Consider the following 21,585-nt stretch of genomic DNA (forward strand, 5'->3'; position numbering starts at 1 on the left):
ACTATAGGACGCTAAAGTTGTTCGGGCCCACCGAGGAGGAATCGTGCGTGTTCTCTACATCGACCACTACGCCGGCTCGCCGACGCTGGGCATGGAGTTCCGCCCGCACCTGATGGCCCAGGAGTGGGCGAAAGTGGGGGTGCGCACGACCCTGCTGGCCGGGTCGTACAGCCACCTGCGCAAGGTCAACCCCGTCGTCGAACGCACCGGTGAGGTGCAGCTGATCGACAATGTGCCCTTCCGGTTCATCCGTACCCGCGAGTACGAGGGCAATGGTGCCCAGCGGGTGGTCTCGATGATGGAGTTCATCGGCAAGGGGTTGCGTGATGCGACCAAGATCGCCCACGCAACGCTGCCGGACGCGGTGATCGCGTCGTCCACCTACCCCTTCGACACCTACCTGGCCCAGCGGGTCGCGAAGCTGACCGGGGCCCGGCTGGTGCACGAGATCCACGACCTGTGGCCGCTGACCCCCCAGGAGCTGGGCGGCTACTCCTCGAAGCACCCGTTCATCGCGACCATGGCCCGCGCCGAGCTGTCGGCCTACCGGAACTCCGATGTGATCGTCTCGATCCTGCCGAATGCCGAGGAACACGTGCGTGGCCTGGGCATCGACACCCCGGTGGTGAACGTGCCGAACGGGGTGCAGCTCGACCAGGAACCCGGGCCCGGTGACGAGGCGGTGCTGGCGCTGGTGAAGCAGCTGCAGGCCCAGGGCAATGACGTGATCGGCTACGCCGGTGGGCTGTCGGTGAGCAATGCCATGGACGACCTGGTCCGCGCGATGGGGGTGCTGCGCGACCAGCCGATCCAGGCGGTGATCATCGGCGACGGGAAGGACCGGGCCGACCTGGAGGCGCTGGTGGCCTCGCTGGGGCTGACCAATGTGCATTTCACCGGGTCGATCCCCAAGGCGTCGGTGCACCACACGCTGGCGGCGATGGACGGGCTCTACATCGGCTCGGAGAAGTCGAAGCTGTACCGCTACGGCTTCAGCGCCAACAAGATCTTCGACTACATGCTGACCGGGGTGCCAATCATCGACGCCCTGGATTCCGAGCACACCCCGCTGGTCTATGCCGGGTGCTCGGTGCGGGCTTCCGCGAAGGACCCTGCCGACATTGCCCGGGCGATCCGTGAGGTGGTCGACCTGGACGCCACCCAGCGGGTCCGGATCCGGGCGACGCAGGTGGCCTATGTGCGTGAGCACCACGCCTACGACCGGCTCGCGGCCACCTTCCTGGACGCGTTGCGCGGCTGAGTCCCCGGGTCGTCAGCCGGCCCAGCGGGCCCGTTCGGCGGTCAGGTTCTCGGTGGCCCGCTCGGCCCACAGCTCACGGCCCCGGGCGGTGCGGAACAGCGGGGTGAGGCCGAGCAGGTGGTCGAGCACCCGGAGGCGCCCGAAACGCCACAGCTCGTCAGGCACGTGGGCGTAGTCGGCGCGGACATCACGGACGTAGACGTCGTAGCGGCCCGGGCGTTGGCCGAGCACCGACAGGTCGGCGTCGACCAGCTGGGCCCCGGCCTGGTCATGCTCGTCCGGGTCGTGGGTGCGGGTCAGCCGGACGAGCCTGGCCACCTCGTCGACCTGACGGGTGGGCAGGAACCGGCCGAGCATGCGTTCGGCGAGCTGGGCGGAGTTCTCCTCGTCGTGCTCGGTGCCCTCGTAGACGGCGTCGTGGAACCAGGCGGCCAGCCGCAGGGTGCGGTCGTCGTCCGGGGTGGTCGGTGGGCCGACCTGGACGAGGGCGGTGAGCACCTGCAGCAGGTGGCGCACGTCGTGGTAGTGGCGGTGCGACTCGGTCCAGCGTTCGACCAGTTCAGCGCCGATGGCGTCGTGGCCGGGCAGCAGTTCTTGCCAGGACTCGGCCAGCCTTTGCAGGGCCACGACCCGTTTCGGGGTCCGTTCGGTGGTGCGCATGCGCAACCCCGAAGCGACCAGGCGTTGCAGGAGTTCCTTCGCGCTCACCGGCACCGCGCCACGGGCGACCAGGTCGTCGTAGCGCGACAGCGGCACGTCGTAGTGGTCGTGGTCGAAGGCGCGCTCGGGGATCTCGGCCGCCCGGGCGAACTCGTGCAGTTCAGCCAGTGAGGTGTCGCTGACCAGGTGGCTGAACACCGTCCCGTGGGCCGGCCAGACCGCCGGGTCGATGAGGATCACGGCTGTTCGGCCGGCTCAGGCCTCACCGTCGCCGATCACGAAGCGGGTGACCCCGGGCCAGTTCGCGGCGGAGGTGGTGTTGCGCCCGTCGACGAGCACCTGGATGCCCGGCAGCTGCTCGGGGGTCAGTTCCTTGTACTCGGGGTGGTCGGCCTGGATCACCGCGCCGTCGACGGGCTGGCCCAGTTCGTAGGGGGTGAAGCCGAACTTCTCAAGTTCCTCGGCGGTGAACATCGGGTCGTGGACGAGGGTCTCGGCGCCACGGGCGTTGAGTGCCGCCACCGCCGGGAACACGCCGGAGAACGCGGTCTCCTTCACCTTGCCGCGGTAGGAGGCGCCGAGCACCACGATGCGCTTGCCGCTGAGGTCACCGCCGAAGCCGTCCTCGACCTTGGCGATGGTGTGCTCGGGCATCGTCATGTTCGCCTCGCGGGCGACCCGGACGATGCTGGCGTCGGGGTCGGTGTAGAGGTAGAGCCGCGGGTAGACCGGGATGCAGTGGCCGCCGACGGCGATGCCGGGGCGGTGGATGTGGCTGAACGGCTGCGAGTTGGAGGCCTCGATGACCTTGAAGACGTCGATGCCGTTCTTCTCGGCGAACTTGCCGAACTGGTTGGCCAGGCCGATGTTGACGTCACGGTAGGTGGTCTCGGCGAGCTTGGCCATCTCGGCGGCCTCGGCCGAACCCATGTCCCAGACACCGTTGGTCTTCGGGGCCAGGTCGGGGCGGTCGTCGAAGTCGAGCACCTGCTCGTAGAACTCAATGCCCTTGGCGGTGCCCTCGGGCGAGAGGCCGCCGACCAGCTTGGGGTACTTGCGCAGGTCTTCGAAGACACGGCCGGTGAGCACACGTTCGGGGCTGAAGATCAGGTGGAAGTCGGTGCCCTCGGTGAGCCCGGAGACCTCTTCGATCATCGGCTTCCAGCGGTTGCGGGTGGTGCCGACGGGCAGCGTGGTCTCGTAGCTGACCAGCGTGCCGGGGGTGATGTGTTCGCTGAAGCTACGGGTCGCGGCCTCCATCCAGCCGAAGTCGGGCTGCCAGGTCTCGTCGTTGACGAACAGCGGCACGACGATGACGATGGCGTCGACGCCGGGGATCGCCTCGGCGTAGTCGGTGGTGGCGCGCAGCCTGCCGGCAGGCACCAGCTCGGCGAGCTTCTCCTGCAGGTGCGCCTCACCCGGGAACGGCTCCTTGGCGGCGTTGACCTGGTCGACGACCTTCTGCTGCACGTCGATGCCGACGACGTCATGACCCTTGTCGGCGAACTGGACGGCCAGCGGCAGGCCGATCTTGCCGAGCGCGACAACCGCGATCTTCATCCGGGCTCCTTATAGTGTGTGGTGCGGGTGCGAGTCTACCGTCCTGGTGCCCTTCGGCTGCAGCTTGGACGAGCGCGCGAGGCCCGCCCCGGACCGGGCGGGCCGCGCCGCTCAGCTGATGGCGACGAACTGGTTCGTCAGGCTCGACTCGATCATGGCCTCGCAGACCTCGACCACGCGGGCGCCCTCGTCCAGGGTGACGATGGTCGCGCCCTCAACGCCCAGCACCGCATCACGGAAGTTCTCGTGCTCGGTGCGCAGCGGCTCCGGCTTCGGGATTGCGAAGCGGGTCATGTCGCCCTCGGAGACGCCGCGGAAGTTGGCGATGTCGTCCCAGGTGGTTTCGACGGTCCCGTTGCTGAAGAAGGTCAGGTCGGCGGTCAGGGTGTCGGCGACGAACATGCCGCGCTCCCCGGTGACCACTGTCAGCCGTTCCTTGGTCGGCGAGAGCCAGTTGACCAGGTGGTTGCTCATCAACCCACCCGACAGGCTGCAGGTGGCGCTGACCATGTCCTCGTACTCGCGGCCCGACTTGAACATCGACCGGGCAGCCACCAACTCGTACTTGCGCTGGGTCACCCAGGCGGTCAGGTCGATGTCATGGCTGGCGAGGTCCTTGATCACACCGACGTCGGCGATGCGGTTCGGGAAGGGCCCCTGACGACGGGTGACGATCTGGTACAGGTCACCCAGGTCACCGTTCTCGAGCCGCTTGCGCAGGCTCTGCAGGGCGGGGTTGAACCGCTCGATGTGGCCGACCGCGCCCACCAAGCCCTTGGACGAGAACGCCTCGGCCAGCGTGCGAGCAGCCTGCGTCGAGGCGGCCAGCGGCTTCTCGATCAGGGCATGCTTGCCGGCCTCGGCGATCTTCAGCCCGATCTCTTCATGGGTGAAGGTGGGGGCGGCGACCACGACGTAGTCCAGGTCGGGGGTCTCGAGCAGGGCGTCGATGTCGGGCAGCACCGGCAGGCCACCGGCGACACCGAACGGGTCCTGGCCCGAGGCATCAGCCACGGCCACCAGGTCCACCCCGTCGATGGCGCGCAGGTTGCGGGCATGGTTCTTGCCCATCGACCCGATGCCGATCAGGCCGGCGCGCAGGTTCGCCATCTCAGGCACCTGCCTTCGCCAGGGTGTTCACTGCGGTCACGATGCGCTCCAGGTGCTCCGCGGTCACCGACGGGTGCACCGGCAGCGACAGGCACTCCAGCGCGGCCCGCTCGGTCTCGGGCAGCTCGACCGGCGACTGGAAGGGCTTCAGGCGGTGGTTCGGCACGGGGTAGAACATGCCCGAGCCGATGTTGTACTCCTCCTTGAGTGCCTTGGCCAGGCCGTCACGGTCCTCGGCAACCCGAATCGTGTACTGGTGGTACACGTGCACGGCACCCTCGGCCACCGGCGGCGGGGTGACACCCTCGAGGTTCGCCGACAGGAACGCGGCGTTCTCCTGGCGGGTGGCGGTCCAGGCACCGACCTTGGTCAGCTGCACCCGGCCGATCGCGGCATGAATGTCGGTCATCCGGTTGTTCAGGCCCACGACTTCATTGTGGTACTGCTGCAGCATGCCCTGGTTGCGGTACAGCCGCAGGTTGCGCTCGATGGTCTCGTTGGCGGCCGAGACCATGCCACCCTCACCGGAGGTCATGTTCTTGGTCGGGTACAGCGAGAACATCGCGAACTCACCGAAGGCACCGACCGGGGTGCCACCCAGCGAGGCCCCGTGGGCCTGGGCGGCGTCCTCGAACAGCAGCAGGCCGTGCTTGTCGGCCAGCTCACGCAGCGCGACCATGTTGGCCGGGTGCCCGTAGAGGTGCACCGGCATGATCGCCTTGGTCTTGTCGGTGATCGAGGCCTCCACCGAGACGGGGTCGAGGCAGAAGGTGTCGGGCTCGATGTCGGCGAACACCGGGGTGGCGCCGGTCAGGGCCACCGAGTTGGCGGTCGCGGCGAAGGTGAACGACGGCACGATCACCTCGTCCCCCGCACCGATGCCGCACGACAGCAGCCCCAGGTGCAGGCCGGAGGTGCCCGAGTTCACGGCGACGCAGGGGCGTCCGAGCTGGAAGTGCTCCGAGAACTCGGTCTCGAAGGCGGCCACCTCCGGGCCCTGGGCGATCATGCCCGAGCGCAGCACGCGGTCGACGGCCTCACGTTCCTCGTCCCCGATCAGCGGCTTGGCCGGCGGGATGAACTCAGCAGTCATCAGTTGTTCTCCTCCACGAGAGTCAGCACTTCGTTGGCTTCGACGAACTCGTCGCCGGTCTTCGGGTCCCTGAAACGGCCCTCGCCAATGTCTTCCAGCGGCAGGCCGGAGCGGCCGACCCACCTGATCCGCTTCGCCGGGACCCCCGCCACCAGGGCGTAGTCCGGCACATCCTTGGTCACCACGGCACCGGCCGCGACGGTGGCCCAGCGGCCGATCGTCACCGGCGCCACGCACACCGCGCGCGCACCCACCGAGGACCCCTGCTTCAGGGTCACGCCGACCGCCTCCCAGTCGTCGGCGCTCTTGGCGGTGCCGTCGGGGTTGATGGCGCGGGGGAAGGTGTCATTGGTCAGCACGGCGGCCGGCCCGATGAACACCCCGTCCTCGAGGTGGGCTGGTTCGTAGACCAGCGCATAGTTCTGGATCTTGCAGTTGTTGCCGACGTGCACGCCGGTGCCGATGTAGGCCCCACGGCCGACGATCACGTTCTCACCGAGCACGGCCCCACCGCGCACCTGGGCCAGGTGCCAGACCGATGACCCGTCGCCGATCTCGACCCCGTCATCGAGGTCAGCCGAGGGCTGGATTCGCGCATTGCTCAAGGGGGGTTCCTCCACTTCGGACGATGCCGGGCACGGCACTCGTGCCATTCTGTCACGTCGCCTTCGCGCCGTGCGGGACATCCCCCTCAGATCTGAGGACACTGCCCGGGGGCGCGCGGTCGATGCCGCTGAGCAGGGCCCCGAACGCGGCGGTCCACCAGACCAGTGAGACCGCGAAGTTCTTGAACAGGAACAGGTCGAAGTTGAACCCGACCAGGCAGGCGCAGACCGCCGAGGTGACCACCACATTGGCGTTGCTGCCACCGCGCAGCCACCGCGCCACGATCGGCCAGACCACCGCCATCAGCAGCGCCAACCCGATGATGCCGAGTTCGGCGATGACCTCCAGGTACAGCGAGTGCGAGTGGTACAGGGTGTAGCCGAACGGCCCGGTGACCCGGCTGCGCCACGGGTGCGGCTGCCAGCCCGACTCGTAGGCGAACCACGGCCAGATGGTGCCGCTGCCAACCCCGAACAGGATGTGCACCCACGAGTCATCCCAGGCCCCGATGCCGACCCGCCAGGTCATCAGCCGGCCGGCCGAGCGTTCGTCCAAGCGGCCCAGGATCGGTGAGCTGACCAGCGCGACCAGCACCGCCAACCCACCGAGGACGAAGACGCTGGGCGGCAGGCTGCGCAGCCGCTCACCGGCGCCGGTGTGCTGTCGTCCGAGCCGGACCACCAGCAGCACCACCAGCACGCCGAGCATCAGCAGCCCGCCGCGCGAACCGGTCAGGAACAGCAGCACCAGGTGGGCCACCACCATCCACAGCGACAGCTTCGGGCGGTACTGGTTGAGGAAGCTGGCCAGCGCGATGGCCCCGGCCAGCAGCAGCACGGCCGGGAAGACCGCCGAACCGCCGATCTGGCTCCACAGCCGGGGTTCGAGGTGGCCCTGGGTGATCGAGACCCGCACCCAGCCCAGCAGGGTGAACGGGATCAGCGCCAACGAGACCCACCACAGCAGCCGCAGCCGGCCCAACCGGGGGGTGGCGGCCATCACCGCGAACCCGCCCCACATCGCGAACAGGGCATTCAACAGCGGCACGAGGATGTGCCCGTCACCGACATCGGTGACCACGTGCGCCCGGCCGACCCAGATGAACGGGTCGCTCCAGGCCATGGTGAGCAGCGCCCAGCCGAACAGGGCGGTGCCGGCGACCAGGCAGGCCCAGGCGCCGGCGGTGATCCGGGCGAAACGTTGTGGGGAGTCCAACCGATAGGCCCGGCTGGCGGGGCCACGCCCGGGGGCGGCGGCCGACAGGTCACCGGGCACGGCGGCCTCGGCCAGGCGCTGGCCCTCGCGGTAGCGCAGCACCATCAACACCACACCCGCGGCCACGTAGAACGGCATCACCAGCGTGAACAGGGTGACCGTCCCGAGCCCGGGCACCGGCGCCTCGAAGTTGACCAGCGACATCACCGACAACAGCACCACGAACGACCAGCCGTACCAGGTGATCGAACGGGCCAGCGGGCCACTGTGGGCAAACTGGGGTCGACGGGCCATGCCGACCAGACTACGACGCGCGACCACGCCGACCCGAACTTGTGACCTGACGGTGACCTGCGCCGGGGCCGAGCATCTACGATGGCGGGGTGACTGAAGCGCCCCGCACCCCCGCCACGACCCTGCAGACGATGTACGAGGATGACAAGGCCCTCGACGTGATCGGCTACATCATCTCGCTCAAGCGCTACCTGGTTCCCGCGGTCGTCGTCGCGGCCCTGGTGCTCGTGCTGGGCACCGTGTTCGCGCTGACCCGGCCCGACAGCTACGTCGCCAATGCCACCGTCGGGCTGGTACCCGGCGCGGTCAGCAGCGAGGCCGAGGCGACCCAGCAGGCGGCGATGCTGCCGATGGTGGCCCGCAGCTACTCCCAGCTGGCGAACTCGCCGATGGTGCTCAACGACGCGGCGAAGACCCTCGACCCGTCCGGTGAGTTGTCCGGCACCGAGCTTGATGCGGGGCTGACGGTCGGTTGGCCGAACAACTCGCTGGTGATCACCTTCGCGGTGAAGGCCGACTCCGAGCAGGAGGCCATCGACCGGGTCACCGCCATCGTCAACTCCTTCGTGGACCTGGTGCCGGCCTCGACCGGCTCCGAGGGCGGGGTGGCGCTGGGCGCCAATGTGATCTACCTGCAGGAGGGCCCGATCCAGCCGGAGCCCTCAACCACCCTCGAGCTGCTGGCCGTCTCAGTGGTCGGCGCGGTGGCGCTCGGCTTCCTGGTCGCGGTCGCCCTCGACCTCACCGTGGGCCGCCGCCAGCGCAAGCGGGCCAGCTGAGTCCCCCTCGGACGAGGACGCCACCTGCGCCGCCAGCAGGTGCCGGTGGCGCTCGTACATCTGCAGGGCCGCGATCGCGGCGGCCATGAACATGAACACCCAGTAGTAGCGCAGTGACGAGCTGGGCACGATGCCGATGACCGGCATCAGCACGCTGACCACCACCGCCGAGGCCTCCCGCCAGCCGGCCATGATCCGCAGCTGCCACAGCCCGCGGTAGGTGATCTGGAACCACACCAGCAGGTAGGTCACCATCGCGGGCAGGCCGTACATGGTGACCAGTTCCAGCAGCAGGTTGTGCGGGTCCATCAGCAGGTCGGGGAACAACTCGGCCGCCTCCTCACGGAACAGCACCATGTTGCTCCACCCGGCCCACAGCCTGTGCGGGTCGTCCAGCAGCATGCCGATGGTGTTGTCGATGATCAGCCCGCGCAGGGCGGTCGAGGTGTCCTGCACGAACGGGGTGGCCATCAGGAACATGCCGGCCGCGATGGCGCACAGCACCAGCACCAGCATGTTCTGCACCGACAGCAGCCGGCGCCGGGTCAGCCGGGCCGCGGTCAACGCGACCAGGACCATGCCACCGAGCAGGCCGAGCAGCGCCCCCCGTGAGCCGATCACCACGATGAAGAAAGTGAGCGCCAGCAGCGCGCCGATGCGGGCGATCTTGACCAGCGGACCCTTCCTCGTCCCCAGCAGCAACTGCGCGGTCAGCATCACCCCGAAGATGGCCATCGCCACCGAGAAGTCGTTGTAGTTGGGGAAGAACGAGGCGACGATGAACCGGTTGCCGGCCACCGCGGCGGCGGTGTTCGCGTCGGGGTAGATCAGCGGCAGCAGCTTCACGCCCGAGACCACTTCGAAGACCGCGCTGAGCAGGCAGATCCACAGCCCGAGCAGGATGCCGTTCATGAAGTAGCGGAACGCATTGCGGGTCGCCGAGGTGCAGGTCAGCGCGGCGACCATGGCCATCATCACCAGCATGATGGTCGCGTTGTTGACCAGCGGCACCCCCGAGTTGGTCAGCCAGGCGTAGGTCGACATCACCAGCGCCGCCAGCAGGAACACCCACATCAGGATCGCCTGGCGGCTCGGCAGCCGCACACCGTCCCAGACCAGCACGACGATGGGCAGCAGCCCGGCCAGCACCACGCTCAACGGCAGCCGCAGGACCAGGAAGACCGCCACCACCGCCAGCAGGATCGACGCGTCGCGGGTGCGCCGCAGCATCGGGTAGCGGGTCACGGGGTCCTCCTGCTGGGCTGGTCGGCGATGCGGGCCAGCAGGTCCATCAGCTGCCGGGCGTTGGCGTCGGCGTCGTAACGCTCGGCCACGATCCTACGGGCCTCTTCGCGCGGCTCGGGCTGCTTGCAGCGCTGCGCCCAGTCCGAGATCGCCGTGGCGATCTCGTCGGGGGTGGGTTCGGACGAGAACAGCTGAGCGGTGTGCACGATCTCGTCGATCGCCCCGACCCGCGGGGCCAGGGTGGGCACCCCGTGGGCCATCGCCTCCATGATCGAGACTGGCACCCCTTCGGATTCGGAGGTGTTGACGAAAAGGTCGACGGGTTGGTCGGCCAGGTGGGCGGCGACCTCGTCGGGGCTGACCTGCCCGGCCCAGCTGATGTGCAGGTTGTCGGGGGCGCCGGCGGCGCGGGCCTGCAGGTCGGCCAGCAGCGGCCCGCCACCCAGGTGGCGCCAGTGGACCTGCAGGTCGGGCCGGGAGCGGGCCAGCGTGCGAGTGGCGTCGACCAGCCGGTCGACGCGCTTGACCGGCAGGGCACTGGCGACGCTGAGCAGGTGCAGTTCACCCTCGGGTGACGTGCGGCTGAGCCCCTCGGGCAGGTGGGTGCCGAGCGGGGCGTGGTGGGTCCGGTCACCGGGCACGTCGAAGCTCTCGATGGCCAACCGGCCGCCGCTGCGGGAGACCGGCAGCAGCGCGTCCAGCCCGGGAGCGAGTTGGCGTTTCAGGGCGTGGAAGCCGGCCGGGTGGCGGTCCTCGTGCAGGTCGTAGCCGTGCACGCGGGTGACCACGGCGTGCACACCGCGTCCCTTGGCGAGCAGCGCCCCGAAGGTCCACACGTCGAACCAGTAGCTGTAGACCACGTCGATGGGGCCGTGCTCGGCGGTCCAGTCGACCAGCAGGTCACGCACCAGCAGCGCGTTGCGGGTGGCCTGTGCCACTTCGGCGAGTCCGGCGCGGGTGATCCGGTGGTTGCTGCGCAGCCAGCGCAGCTCACTCCACAGCAGGGGGCTGACCAGGGCCTTGAGGCCGGCGAGCAGCCGGGCCCCTCGTCTGGCCCGGGCCAGGGTGAGATCGACCCTGACCCCGGCGGGCAGCTCGACCGGGGTGCCACCGGCTGCCCAGGGCATCACGGTGGCGCTGCCCCAGTGCTGGGCCTCGGGCGCGACGAACTGCTCACCCGGCGGGTACGGGAAGGCGCGGGTCATCACGAGCAGTCGCATGCCCTAGATTCTGCCACCCGCGTAGCATGGGCCGATGTGAGTGACGATCCCCAGCCGGACGAGCCTGCCCCGACGGGCCTGGTGGCGAAACTGCGCCGGCGGTTGGCCGGCCAGGAGTTCCTCAAGCACGTGCTCACGCTGATGACCGGCACCGCCTCGGCGCAGGTGCTGCAGTTCGTCGCGATGATCTTCGTAGGCCGGTTGTTCACCGACACCGAGTTCGGGGTCTACGTGCTGGTGATGTCGGCGGTCTCGGCCATCGTCCCGGTCGCGGCCGGCCGCTACGAGCTGGCCGTGGTGCTGCCCGAACGTGACAATGACGCCCGGCAGCTGCTGCGGTTGAGCACCTGGATCAATGTCGGCATCAGCCTGGTCACGATCGTGGTGATGCTGGTGATCAGCCCGTGGCTGGCGCACGTGATGACCGACCAGGCCCAGCCCGATGCCGCCACCACCGAGGCGAGCCTGCGGTTCTGGCTGTACTTCACCGGCCCGATGGTCTTCCTGGTCACCCAGCTGGGCGTGATGTCGTACTGGTTGACCCGGACGAAGAACTTCCGCCAGGTCGCGCAGAACAAGATCTACCAGTCGGTCTCGGTCTCGGGCCTGCAGGTCGGCACCGGGTTCATCGGGATGGGTGTCTCGGGCCTGGTCATCGCCACGATCGCCGGCTACTCGGCCTCGCTGTGGAACCTGCTGCGCAACACCAAGGGGCAGTACCGCATCACCGGGGAGACCGCCTCGAAGCGTGAGGTGGCCAGGCGGTACTGGAAGATGCCGGTGCTGAACGGGCCGAACGCCTTGGTCGACTCGGTGCGGCTCAACGGCATCAACGCGCTGGTCGGCGCCAACTACGCGGCCGGGCCGGTCGGCCAGTTCGGGATGGCCTGGCGGCTGCTGCAGGCGCCGATGGGACTCATCAATGCCGCGGTGGCACAGGTGTTCTTCCAGCGGCTGGCCACCGTCAAGCGCGGCGACATGGTGCGCATCGTGCGGCAGGCGATCGTCCGCTCGGCGGTCGTCGGCATCATCCCGTTCGCACTGATCTGGGCGCTGGGGCCGTGGATCCTGCCGTTCGTGCTGGGGCAGCAGTGGGAACTGGCCGGTGAGATCAGCCGGGTGCTGGTGCCGTGGCTGTACCTGAACTTCATCACCTCACCGATCAGCACGGTGTTCGTGACCGTGCAGCGGCAGTTGACGATGCTGCTGTTCTCGATCGCCTACATGGCGGTGCCGTTGAGCATCCTGGCGTTCTTCGCCGGTGACCTGCTGGTGACGATGAGCCAGGTGTCGTGGGCGATGGCCGGGCTGCTGGTGGTCTTCCTGGTGCTGGCGCTGCTGGTCAGCTGGCAGTACGACCGTAGCTTCGGGCTCAAGAAGGACGAGGACGAGGCCCTCGCCTAGCCGCCCACGTTGGGCAGCGGTCGTCCGGAATGCTGCGGCGGCAACCGGAGTTCTTCGACGAACCGAGCGTAGACCACCGACTCGTTGAACTCGGCCTCCCAGCGTTCCCGGGCGGCGCGGCAGAACCCCCGGTACTGCTCGGCCGGCATGGTGACCAGGGAGTTCAGCGCCGCGGCAGCCTCGAGGTCGGTGAACTGCTTCGGCAGCAGGAACCCGTTGACGCCGTCGTGGACGATCTCGCCGACCCCGCCGACGTCGGTGGCGACCACCGGGATGCCCAGGGCGATCGCCTCCATGATCGAGACCGGCACCCCTTCGGACTCCGACACGTTCAGGAAGGCGACCGGGCGCAGTTCGCGGTAGCGCTCGGCGAGTTCACTGTTGGGCACGTAGCCGGGCATGTCGACCAGGTCGCCGAGGTCGCGTTCGGCCTGCTCCTTCACCTCGGTCAGCTGGTCGCCGGACCCGAAGTGGGTCCAGCCGATGTCCCCGGTGGCCTCGTCGGCCCGCTGCAGGATGCCGGGAATCCGGTCGACCCGCTTGACCGGCAGGACGAACGAGCAGCTCACCACGTGGGGCGGGTCCTGCTGGCACTCGACCAGGGCGCCCGGGTCCTTCGTCCCCAGTCGGCGGGTGGTGACCTTCGGGGCGTAGCGCGGCCACTGGCGGCGCAGCAGGGCGGTGCCGTGGTCGCTGACCGGGTGCACCTCGTCGTAGGCGTCGAGCAGCAGTTGGCGTTCGGGCAGGTGCTCGAACGGGGACTCCTCGGGGTACAGGTCGTAGCGGTGGGCCCGGCTGACCAGCTTCGCGACCCGCAGTCCGCGCTCACGCAGCACCTCGGCGAGCAGCATCCCCACGCGGGCGGTGATGTGGAACCAGTAGGAGTAGACGACGATGTGGTCCTCGGCGTGCAGCCGCAGCCCGTCGAGCTGGGGTACCAGCCGGGTGAGGCTGTTCTGGGCGCGGCCCTCGAACAGTGACTCGGTGGCGACCTTGCCGGGGTGCACCGGCAGGCCCTGGGGGCGGCGGGCCAGGTGCGCCAACCCGCGGGTGACCGTCATCGCGGCCGCCGCTCCCCCGGGGCGTGGGACCCCGGCGCGCAGCACGGTGCAGTTGTCGGGCACCGTGCGGGTCTGGGTGGCCTCGGCGGTGGTCTGGGTGGCCACGATCACCACCCGGTCGAAGCCGGCCGCGAGGTGGCTGACCTCGTTCTCGAGGAACTCCTCACCCTTGGCGTAGGGGAACACATTGGTCAGCAGGAACACGACGCTCGACATGTGGTGAGTCTATTCATCCATCAGCCCAGCCTAGACTTCATGCCATGTCCACGGCCCGCGTCATCTACCACGTGCCCTACCCGCTGCAGTTCACCAACCCGACCGGCGGTGGGGTGCGTCCGGTGAAGATGCTGCGGGCGCTTCAGGAACGCTATGACGTGGCGGTGGTGGCGGGCACCGCCGCCGAGCGCCGGGTGGCGATCGGTGAGGTGATGTCCTCGATCAGGGCCGGGGAGTTCTTCGAGTTCTGCTATTCCGAGTCCTCGACAATGCCGACGGCGTTGACCGAGACCCACCACCTGCCGACCCACCCGCTGCTGGACTTCTCGTTCTTCGGCCAGTTGCGCAGCCACCACGTGCCGGTGGGCCTGTTCTACCGTGACATCCACTGGCGCTTCCCGATGTACAAGGAGGGCACCTCGCTGCCCAAGCGGATAGGCGCCAAGGCCGCCTACCACTACGACCTGTGGCAGTACGGACGCTGCGTCGACCACCTGTTCCTGCCCAGCGTCGAGATGGCGGCCTACGTGCCGCTGCCCCGCCACGTCCCGGTCTCGGCGCTGCCGCCCGGCCACGAGGGCGGCGAACTCACCGGCCAGGACACGTCCGCGCACCCGATCCGGTTGTTCTACGTGGGGGGGACCAAGTCGAACTACCGGCTGCACGAGTTCCTGGCCGCCGTGCACGCCACCCCGCAGGTCGAGTTCGTGCTGTGCACCCGCGAGTCGGAATGGGCCGATGCCCGCCCGGGCTACGCCGAGTGGCTCGGGGACAACCTGACGGTGGTGCACGCCAACGGGCCCGAGACCGCGCCCTTCTTCGAGACCGCCAATGTCGCGGTCGTGGCCACCGAACCGCAGGAGTACTGGAACTTCGCCGCCCCGCTGAAGGTCTACGAGTACCTCGGCCACGGCCTGCCGATGATCGCCAGCGAGGGCTCGTTGGCCGGCCGCTTCGTCGCCGAGCACGGGTTGGGCTGGACGGTCCCCTACTCCCGCGGCGCGTTCGCCGAACTGCTCACCGAACTGGACGCGCGTCCTGAGCTGGTCGACCAGGCCCGGGCGCGGGTGCTGGCCGTGCGCGAGGAGCACTCCTGGGCGGGGCGGGTCACTGAGGTGGCTCGGGTGCTGGGTGAGGTCGACGTGCGGGCGCGACCACGAACACCGCAGTGAAGCAGGCCCACCACCAGTAGCTGACCGCGAAGTTCTTGAACAGGTAGAAGTCGAAGGTCCAGGCGACCAGCCCGGCGACCAGCGCCAGGGTCAGCCCGTCGGCGAAGCTGCCGAAGCCCTGGTCGCTCCGCTGCCGCCACCCCTGCACCAGCCGGACGAGCAGCACCGCGACCAGCACGCCCAGCAGCAGCAGCCCGACGATGCCGAGCTCGACACCGACGCCGAGCAGCACCGAGTGCGGGTTGGTCAGCACGTCACCGACGCTGGTGTGCACCTGGCCGCGCCACGGCACCGCCCAGTAGCGGGCATCGAAGGCATACCAGGGCCACAGTCGACCCGACCCGAACCCGAACACCGTGGTGACCGGGTCACTGGTGAACACCCGCCAGGCGGTGGCCAGGTTGGTGCCCCGCAGTTCGTCGCCGAACACGACCAGGTGCCGGGCGGCCGGTACGAAGGCGATGACCGCGGCCCCGACCAGCACCACCCCGGCCAGTGCGGCGGCGGCGAGCCTGATGCTGAGGCGTCGTCCGAGCCAGACCAGCACGAGCACGACCAGCACGGCCAGGCTCAACAGCCCCGAGCGTGACCCGGTCAGCAGCAGGCACCCGGCGGCGGCCGCCGCCCCGACCAGGGACCAACGGGGTCGGTGCCCCTGCCAGGCCGCGCCCAGGAACAGTCCCACGCACAGCAGGAAGACCAGGTGGATCGTGGCCGAGCCACCCATGCCGGTGGCCAGTCGCGGCGAGTCGTGGACGAGCACCGCCCGCGGCCAGGCGACCAGGCTGGTCACCACCAGCAGCCAGGCCGCCCACCAGAGCGTGGAGAGCCGGCGCACCGCCGGGACCAGCAGCACGCTGACCACCCCGGCGGCCATGGTAAGCCAGGCGGTGAGCAGCGGGACCAGTCGGTGGCGCAGCGGCGGGCCGGTCCAGGTGTCCGGCGGCACCACCTCGGCGGTGGTGCGTGAGGTCACCGGAGACTCACCGCTGACCAGCACCGAGACGAAGGCCCAGACCAGCAGCACGGTGAACGCGGCCAGCCCCACCCGGGTCGGTCGCGGCAGTTCCTTGAGGTCCGGCCAGGCCAGCGGCAGGCCGACCAGCACGATCGCGGCGTAGCCGAACAGGAAGGCCGACCAGGTCCAGTCCTCGCCGACCAGTCCGCGGCGCAGGTCGAAGAACTGCATCACCAGCAGTGCCGGCAGCAGCGCCCAGCCGGCGACCTCACGCAACCTCATGAGGCCCCACCCTACGAAGCCCACTGCCCGGTGAACCACAGCCTGGCCCAGACCATCAGCAGCACCGTCGACAGGGTCATCACCACGCCGATCGCCACCGCCGCCGGAATGCGCCAGGGCCCGGTGCGCTTCTGGAAGGGTGCCCCCAGCAGCGCCCCGACCATGATGAACAGCGGGAACCACAACAGCACGGCCCGGTTGACCGACATGTACCAGTAGCTGGTGCCCAGGGCGGCGACCTGGACGCCGACCCAGACCGCCTCGGCCCAGCGCTGCTTCAGCAGACAGACGATGGTGACCACCACGCCGGTGGCCATCGACGCGATCTCCGCAGCGAAGACCCAGCCGACGGCCGGACGATCGGGCCAGGCGGCCGGGTCGGCCGCGTCCATGGTGTGCCGCAACGCCTGGTGGGGCCAGGTAAACTCGCGGTTCCAGCCCTGTTCCTGGGCGTCGAACCAGGTCGTCCATGAACCGGTCTGGGTGAACAACCAGTACTGGTAGGCGAACAGCACACCCACCGGCACCAGCAGCCAGCAGGCGTTGAGCAGCCGCTCACGCATCGTGCGGGGCAGCCCGTCCTGCGGGTCGTTGCCGACGATGGCCAGCACCAGCAGCGCCAGCACCAGGAACAGGCCCGAGACCCGCAGGGTGCAGGCCAGCCCGGCCAGCAGCGCGGCCTGCCCCCACCTGCCGGCGCGGGCCCGTTCCCAGGACCACCACGCCGCCGCGCAGAACGGGGCCTCGGTGTAGGCGACCGAGGTGAACACGGTCACCGGGGCCAGCAGCCACAGGCTGGCGGCGATGGCGCCGGCCACAGGTTGGTGGCGGCGGCGCCCGCCGAAGCCCTGGCTGCCCAACCGGTACAACGCCCACGCGGCCAGCGCGGAGCAGACCAGTGAGACCAGCGCCCCGGCCAGCGCCGCGTCGATGCCCAGCCTGGACAACCCATTCAGCAGCAGCGGCAGGCCGGGGAAGAAGGCGTAGTCGGTGCCCGGGGTGTAGCCCTGTTCGGCCAGCCGGGTGTAGATCGCGGCGTCCCAGCCGCGCAGTGCGTCGGCCAACCCGCGGCCCTGCAGCACCGTCGCCAGCAGCACGATCACCAGCAGTGCCCGGCTTGCCCCCCAGACCAGCGCCACCACGAGCGCTGATTCGCTGCTGGTGCCCATCCGGCGTCCCCGCGCCGCGAGGCGGGTCCTCGACCGGGGGGTGTCGGTGGCCACCACTAGCTGCGCCCGGCCGGGGTGGCGTGCTCGGCCGGCGGCACCGACATCCAGGCGGCGTCCGGGGCCAGGTCGACGACCCCACCCTGGGGGTCGTCGACGGTGCCGACCCTGACCGGGTCGGCCCAGGGCCGCAGCATGTCCCCGGTGATCTGCCAGATGATCCACCCGGCGCCGGCCAGGCGGACGATGATCGCCAGCGGGTAGGCCATGTCGTCGCCGGTGCCGAGCCGCAGGTTGCCCTGCAGGTGGCCCCACACCGCAGCCCAGTAGAGCGCCTCGGTGAGGCTGAACAGGAACCAGTCACGCAACTTCGGACGAGCCAGCGCCACCATGCCGAGCGACCACAGCACGTACTGGGGGCTGTAGGTGGGGGCCAGCATCAGCCCCACCAGCAGCACCAGGGCGGCCACCTGCGCCACCCGGGGCCGGGCCGGCACCTGGAAGCAGAACAGCACCACCGCGCCGACACCGACGGCGATCAGCAGTTTGCTCAACCCCGGCACGAGGCTGGAGGCAAGCCCGGCATCGGTGAGGATCCACCACAGCGAACCCAGCCCGGCGTCGGGGTCGAGCAGGCCCAGGTAGGAGCGGCGCACCGCACTCGGTGAGGCCAGCAGCCCGCCGACCAGGATCACCGACAGCGACGCCAGGGTGGCGATGGCGTAGCGGGCCAGGGCGTCCAGGGCACCCGACCGCAGGCACACCACGGCCACGGCGATGACCAGCGCCAGTGGGGAGATCCCGGCACCCAGCGCGATGCCGGTGAGCACCCCGGCCAGTACCGGTCGTCCCCAGGCCCAGGCCAGCAGGGCGCAGGCGGTCAGCGCCGGGGCGATCAGGTCCCAGTTGACCAGGCCGACGGTGAACACGCCGACCGACAAGGCGATGTAGGCGCCGTCCCAGCTGCGGGCCGGCGGCTTCTCGAGCCGCCCGGTGGCGGTGCGGGTGGTGCCCACCGTCGAGGTGCGGCCCATCAGCATGTGCGCCATCACCCAGGCCAGGAAGAAGCAGAACAGCAGCACCGCGTTGACCACGACGAACACGTTGCCCGAATCGAGGGTCTGCTGCGGTGAGGCGGTGGGGCTGATCGGGACGATGAACCCGGTGATGGCGCGGCCCAGCGCGATGAACAGCGACACGATCGGGGCCTGCGGCAGGCCGTTCTCACCGCTCGCCGTGGCCCCGGTACCGAGCTGGTTGGTCTGCCAGATGATCGGGACATCGCTGTAGCACAGCCGCAGCATCGTCTTGACCGGCTCGTCCGGGTTGTCCTGCTGGCAGAGGCTCTGGTGGCCCATCCGCAGCGCCCACAGCAGGGTCGCCATCAGGATCAACCAGGGGGCCGGGTCGAAGAAGATGCCCTGGATGCGGGCATGTCGTCCGGTCGCGCCCCCCAGTCGGGCAGGCTCCACCCGCAGGTTCACGGCGTACTACCCCCGGTGTTGGTGGGTTGGGTCGCCGGCACGCTGGTCGTCGGCTGCTGGGTCTGGGTGGGTTCACCGGTCGGTTCGTCGGTGGGCTCGTCGGTCGGTTCCGTGGTGGTGGGTGGGGCCTCGGTGGTCGGAGGGGCCTCAGTCGTCGGCTCGGTCGTGGTCGGCGGCTCGGAGGACGGCGGCTCACTGCTCGCGGTGGTCGACGGCGCCTCGCTGGTCTGGGTGTCGGTCGAGGGCGGTTCGGTCGCCTCAGTGGTCGAGGACCCACCGTCGGTGTTCACCCACGCCGGTTCGGTGAAGGGGACGTTCGGCTTGTCCTGCAGCGCGACCTCCATGAAGGACGCCCACGTCTGCGCCGGGTAGGTGCCGCCGTAGAAGGTGCCGTCACCGGGGCGCTTGTAGGGGTCGAGGTCACCGTTGCCGCCCTCACCGACGACGTACATCACCGAGGTCGAGATCTGCTTGGTGGCGGCCACGAACCAGGCCGAGGTGATGGTGTCGTCGATGCCCGAGGTGCCGGTCTTGCCGGCGATGTCATGGCCGAGGTTGCGCACCGCACCACCGGTGCCCTGGTCGACCACCGACTTCAGGGCGTGGGTGACGTCGGCGGCGACATCGGCCTCGATGGCCTGCGTCGGGGTGGTCTTCGCCTCGTAGATGACCCGGCCGTCGAGGTCCTTGACCTCCTTGATGACGTGGGCGCTGGCGCGCTTGCCGTCATTGACCAGGGTCGCGAAACCGATGGCGTTGTCGAGGGTGCTGACCTCGGCGGTGCCCAGCGAGATGCGGTTGTTCAGGTCCCACCCGGCACCGGTGGGCACACCGGCGTCGTTGGCGGCCTGCACGACCGCCGCCGGGCCGTTGGGGATCTGCTGGGTCATGTCGACGAAGGCGGTGTTGATCGACTGCTCGGTGGCCCGCAGCAGGCTGACGTCCGAGCCGTACTGGTGGCCGAACTCGTTGCGGACGGTGACGCTGTCACCCTCGGGGGTGAAGGTGTTGCCGTTGAAGGTCGAGCGCAGGCTGAAGCCGTTGCGCAGGCCGGCCACGGCGGCATAGACCTTGAAGGTCGAGGCCGCGGCGCGGGGCGTGGTCGCCCAGTTCCGGTTGTTCTGCAGGTAGTCGGCGCCGCCGTAGAGGGCCAGCACCTCACCGGTTTCGACGTCGACCGAGCTCAGCGCGATGTGCAACTGGGACGCGTCCTGGGCGGGGCTGGCGTCGGCGGCCACCTTGGCGGTGTACTCCTGGGCCACCTTGACGGCATGGTCCTGCAGGGTCTTGTCGAAGGTGGTGGTGACCTGCAGCCCGCCGCCGTTGATCTGGGCATCGGTGAACCCGCGGTTGAGCAGTTCGTCGCGCACCATCATCATCAGGTAGCCGTTGGGGCCGGCGTAGCGCTGGTTGATCGGGATCTCGGGGAACTCCGGGAGCGCCGCGTAGGCCTGGGTGTGCTGGGCCTGGGTGATGGTGCCCATCTCGAGCATGCCGTCGAGCACGTAGCGGTAGCGCTCGAGCAGCCGCTCGGCATTGCTCTCACCCTCGCTGGGGTCGAACAGGCTCGGGTTGTTCAGCACTGAGGCCAGCACCGCCGACTGCTCGATGGTCAGGTCCTTGGCGTCGGTGAGGAAGTAGGAGCGGCTGGCGGCCTGGATGCCGTAGGCGCCGCGGCCGAAGTAGATGGTGTTGAGGTAGTCGCGCAGGATGTCCTCCTTGGGCACCTCGCGACCCATCTTCACCGCCAGCGCCAGCTCGCGCAGCTTGCGGGTCATCGTGCGGTCACTGGTCAGGTAGTACACCTTGATGTACTGCTGGGTGATGGTCGAGCCACCGCCCTGGATCTCTCCCCCACGCAGGATCGACAGCGCCGAGCGGGCGATGCCGGTCGGTGAGATGCCCCGGTCGGTCCAGAAGGTGCGGTTCTCGGCGGCGACGACGGCGTCCTTGATGTAGGGGCTCATCTGCTCGAAGTCGATGGTCTGGCGGTTCTGCACCGCGAAGTTGCCCATCCGGGTGGTGCCGTCGTTGTAGTGGATGAAGGTGGTGTTGGTGTTGAAGTCCCGGTTCGGGTCGGGCAGCTGGGTGCGCTGGTAGAACACGAGCGCACCGATGCTGGCGACCAGCGCCAGCACGAGGGCCAGGATGCCGAGCACGGCGAAGGTGCGCCCGATGATCTTCCAGACCCGGCGGCCGCGGCGCGGCGGGGTCTTCTCGGTGGCCGCGCGCCGGGCCGGCTTGTCCTGGCCGGTCTCCTCGGTGGCGGGCTTGTCCGGGCTAGTCATAGATGTCCTCGACTGTCTGCTGGCGCCGGGGTGGGCGGCGCTTCCTGCCGTCCCCCAGCATGTAGGAACTGATCATGTGGTTCCAGCGGCAGTCGGGGCAGACCTCGACCACCCGCACGGTGAACTCACCGAACTGGTGTTCCATCTCGTCAAGTTCCTCGGTGGACTTGATCCGTCCCGAGAACTGCCCGAGCTGGTCACCGAAGACATAGTTCAGCACCATCATGTTGTCCGAGGCGCAGATGGGGCACTCGATGCTGCTGGGTTCGCCGTGGTGGATCGCCGAGGAGACCAGCAGCGGGTCGGCATCGCAGGGGTCCTCGGCCAGGGCGCGACTCGGTCGCCGCAGCGCCTCGAGCCTGGCCCGTCGCTGCAGCGCATAGCTCACTTCGAGGCGCCGCGATTGCATGGATTCCAGACTAGGGCCATCGGGCAACAGCGGCGCGTGCGGCGCCATCACCGGCGCCCGCGCATCCACCCACCAGATTAGTGAATGTTTTCACAAGGTGGG

At 69.3% G+C, this 21,585-nt stretch carries 18 protein-coding genes; 4 read left to right on the forward strand and 14 right to left on the reverse strand.

What is annotated here, in order from left to right; all coding sequences use genetic code 11:
- Positions 1-43 precede the first annotated feature (43 nt).
- Positions 44-1,261: a glycosyltransferase family 4 protein gene (locus ACQE3C_RS02355; protein WP_434537597.1), complete on the forward strand. Its 1,218-nt coding sequence runs from the start codon at positions 44-46 to the stop codon at positions 1,259-1,261.
- A 12-nt stretch (positions 1,262-1,273) separates the two neighbouring features.
- Here ACQE3C_RS02355 and ACQE3C_RS02360 read toward each other — a convergent pair whose 3' ends face one another.
- The 6 genes from ACQE3C_RS02360 to ACQE3C_RS02385 form a co-directional block, all read right to left on the reverse strand.
- Positions 1,274-2,161: a DUF4031 domain-containing protein gene (locus ACQE3C_RS02360; protein WP_434537598.1), complete on the reverse strand. Its 888-nt coding sequence runs from the start codon at positions 2,159-2,161 to the stop codon at positions 1,274-1,276.
- Between the two features lie 15 nt (positions 2,162-2,176).
- Complete coding sequence (locus ACQE3C_RS02365; RefSeq protein WP_434537599.1) at positions 2,177-3,481, reverse strand: nucleotide sugar dehydrogenase; 1,305 nt, start codon at positions 3,479-3,481, stop codon at positions 2,177-2,179.
- Between the two features lie 111 nt (positions 3,482-3,592).
- The gene (locus ACQE3C_RS02370) at positions 3,593-4,591 is read right to left on the reverse strand and encodes a Gfo/Idh/MocA family oxidoreductase (RefSeq protein WP_434537600.1); all 999 of its coding nucleotides are present in this window, start codon (positions 4,589-4,591) and stop codon (positions 3,593-3,595) included.
- A gap of 1 nt (position 4,592) precedes the next feature.
- Positions 4,593-5,684, reverse strand: coding sequence for a DegT/DnrJ/EryC1/StrS family aminotransferase (locus ACQE3C_RS02375; RefSeq protein ID WP_434537601.1), 1,092 nt, complete (start codon positions 5,682-5,684; stop codon positions 4,593-4,595).
- Positions 5,684-6,337, reverse strand: coding sequence for an acyltransferase (locus ACQE3C_RS02380; RefSeq protein ID WP_434537602.1), 654 nt, complete (start codon positions 6,335-6,337; stop codon positions 5,684-5,686). Before ACQE3C_RS02380 ends, ACQE3C_RS02375 begins: the two co-directional genes overlap by 1 nt.
- 4 nt (positions 6,338-6,341) lie before the next feature.
- Positions 6,342-7,799, reverse strand: coding sequence for an O-antigen ligase family protein (locus ACQE3C_RS02385; RefSeq protein WP_434537603.1), 1,458 nt, complete (start codon positions 7,797-7,799; stop codon positions 6,342-6,344).
- Between the two features lie 89 nt (positions 7,800-7,888).
- Here ACQE3C_RS02385 and ACQE3C_RS02390 point away from each other — a divergent pair, with 89 nt between their 5' ends.
- Positions 7,889-8,578, forward strand: coding sequence for a hypothetical protein (locus ACQE3C_RS02390; protein WP_434537604.1), 690 nt, complete (start codon positions 7,889-7,891; stop codon positions 8,576-8,578).
- Here the strand turns inward: ACQE3C_RS02390 and ACQE3C_RS02395 are convergent.
- Positions 8,489-9,823, reverse strand: a complete 1,335-nt coding sequence (locus ACQE3C_RS02395) for an O-antigen ligase family protein (protein ID WP_434537605.1) — start codon at positions 9,821-9,823, stop codon at positions 8,489-8,491. The two genes, ACQE3C_RS02390 and ACQE3C_RS02395, sit on opposite strands and share 90 nt — an antisense overlap.
- Positions 9,820-11,043 (reverse strand): glycosyltransferase, encoded by a 1,224-nt coding sequence (locus ACQE3C_RS02400; RefSeq protein ID WP_434537606.1) that lies wholly within the window; start codon positions 11,041-11,043, stop codon positions 9,820-9,822. The genes ACQE3C_RS02395 and ACQE3C_RS02400 overlap by 4 nt, the downstream gene beginning before the upstream one ends.
- A gap of 36 nt (positions 11,044-11,079) precedes the next feature.
- Here ACQE3C_RS02400 and ACQE3C_RS02405 point away from each other — a divergent pair, with 36 nt between their 5' ends.
- Positions 11,080-12,447: a lipopolysaccharide biosynthesis protein gene (locus ACQE3C_RS02405; protein WP_434537607.1), complete on the forward strand. Its 1,368-nt coding sequence runs from the start codon at positions 11,080-11,082 to the stop codon at positions 12,445-12,447.
- On the opposite strand, the gene ACQE3C_RS02410 is transcribed toward ACQE3C_RS02405, so the two are convergent.
- A complete protein-coding gene (locus ACQE3C_RS02410) occupies positions 12,444-13,724 on the reverse strand; it encodes a glycosyltransferase (RefSeq protein WP_434537608.1) in 1,281 nt (426 codons plus the stop codon). The two genes, ACQE3C_RS02405 and ACQE3C_RS02410, sit on opposite strands and share 4 nt — an antisense overlap.
- Before the next feature lie 44 nt (positions 13,725-13,768).
- Between ACQE3C_RS02410 and ACQE3C_RS02415 the strand changes: the two genes are divergently transcribed.
- Positions 13,769-14,896 (forward strand): glycosyl transferase, encoded by a 1,128-nt coding sequence (locus ACQE3C_RS02415; RefSeq protein WP_434537609.1) that lies wholly within the window; start codon positions 13,769-13,771, stop codon positions 14,894-14,896.
- On the opposite strand, the gene ACQE3C_RS02420 is transcribed toward ACQE3C_RS02415, so the two are convergent.
- Genes ACQE3C_RS02420 through ACQE3C_RS02440 form a run of 5 tightly spaced genes read right to left on the reverse strand, consistent with a single transcriptional unit; the run spans position 14,832 to position 21,483 of the window.
- Positions 14,832-16,136, reverse strand: a complete 1,305-nt coding sequence (locus ACQE3C_RS02420; RefSeq protein WP_434537610.1) for an O-antigen ligase family protein — start codon at positions 16,134-16,136, stop codon at positions 14,832-14,834. The genes ACQE3C_RS02415 and ACQE3C_RS02420 overlap by 65 nt on opposite strands.
- Positions 16,137-16,147: 11 nt before the next feature.
- On the reverse strand, positions 16,148-17,305 hold the full coding sequence (locus tag ACQE3C_RS02425) for a mannosyltransferase family protein (protein ID WP_434537611.1): 1,158 nt from the start codon (positions 17,303-17,305) through the stop codon (positions 16,148-16,150).
- Between the two features lie 56 nt (positions 17,306-17,361).
- Complete coding sequence (locus tag ACQE3C_RS02430; RefSeq protein ID WP_434537612.1) at positions 17,362-18,786, reverse strand: hypothetical protein; 1,425 nt, start codon at positions 18,784-18,786, stop codon at positions 17,362-17,364.
- Positions 18,783-21,074 (reverse strand): transglycosylase domain-containing protein, encoded by a 2,292-nt coding sequence (locus tag ACQE3C_RS02435; RefSeq protein ID WP_434537613.1) that lies wholly within the window; start codon positions 21,072-21,074, stop codon positions 18,783-18,785. The genes ACQE3C_RS02430 and ACQE3C_RS02435 overlap by 4 nt, the downstream gene beginning before the upstream one ends.
- Complete coding sequence (locus ACQE3C_RS02440) at positions 21,067-21,483, reverse strand: DUF5318 family protein (protein WP_434537614.1); 417 nt, start codon at positions 21,481-21,483, stop codon at positions 21,067-21,069. Before ACQE3C_RS02440 ends, ACQE3C_RS02435 begins: the two co-directional genes overlap by 8 nt.
- Positions 21,484-21,585 lie beyond the last annotated feature (102 nt).

Origin of the sequence: Aestuariimicrobium sp. Y1814 (genome assembly GCF_050113895.1) — a bacterium.
In the GTDB taxonomy this organism is placed as follows: Bacteria; Actinomycetota; Actinomycetes; order Propionibacteriales; family Propionibacteriaceae; genus Aestuariimicrobium.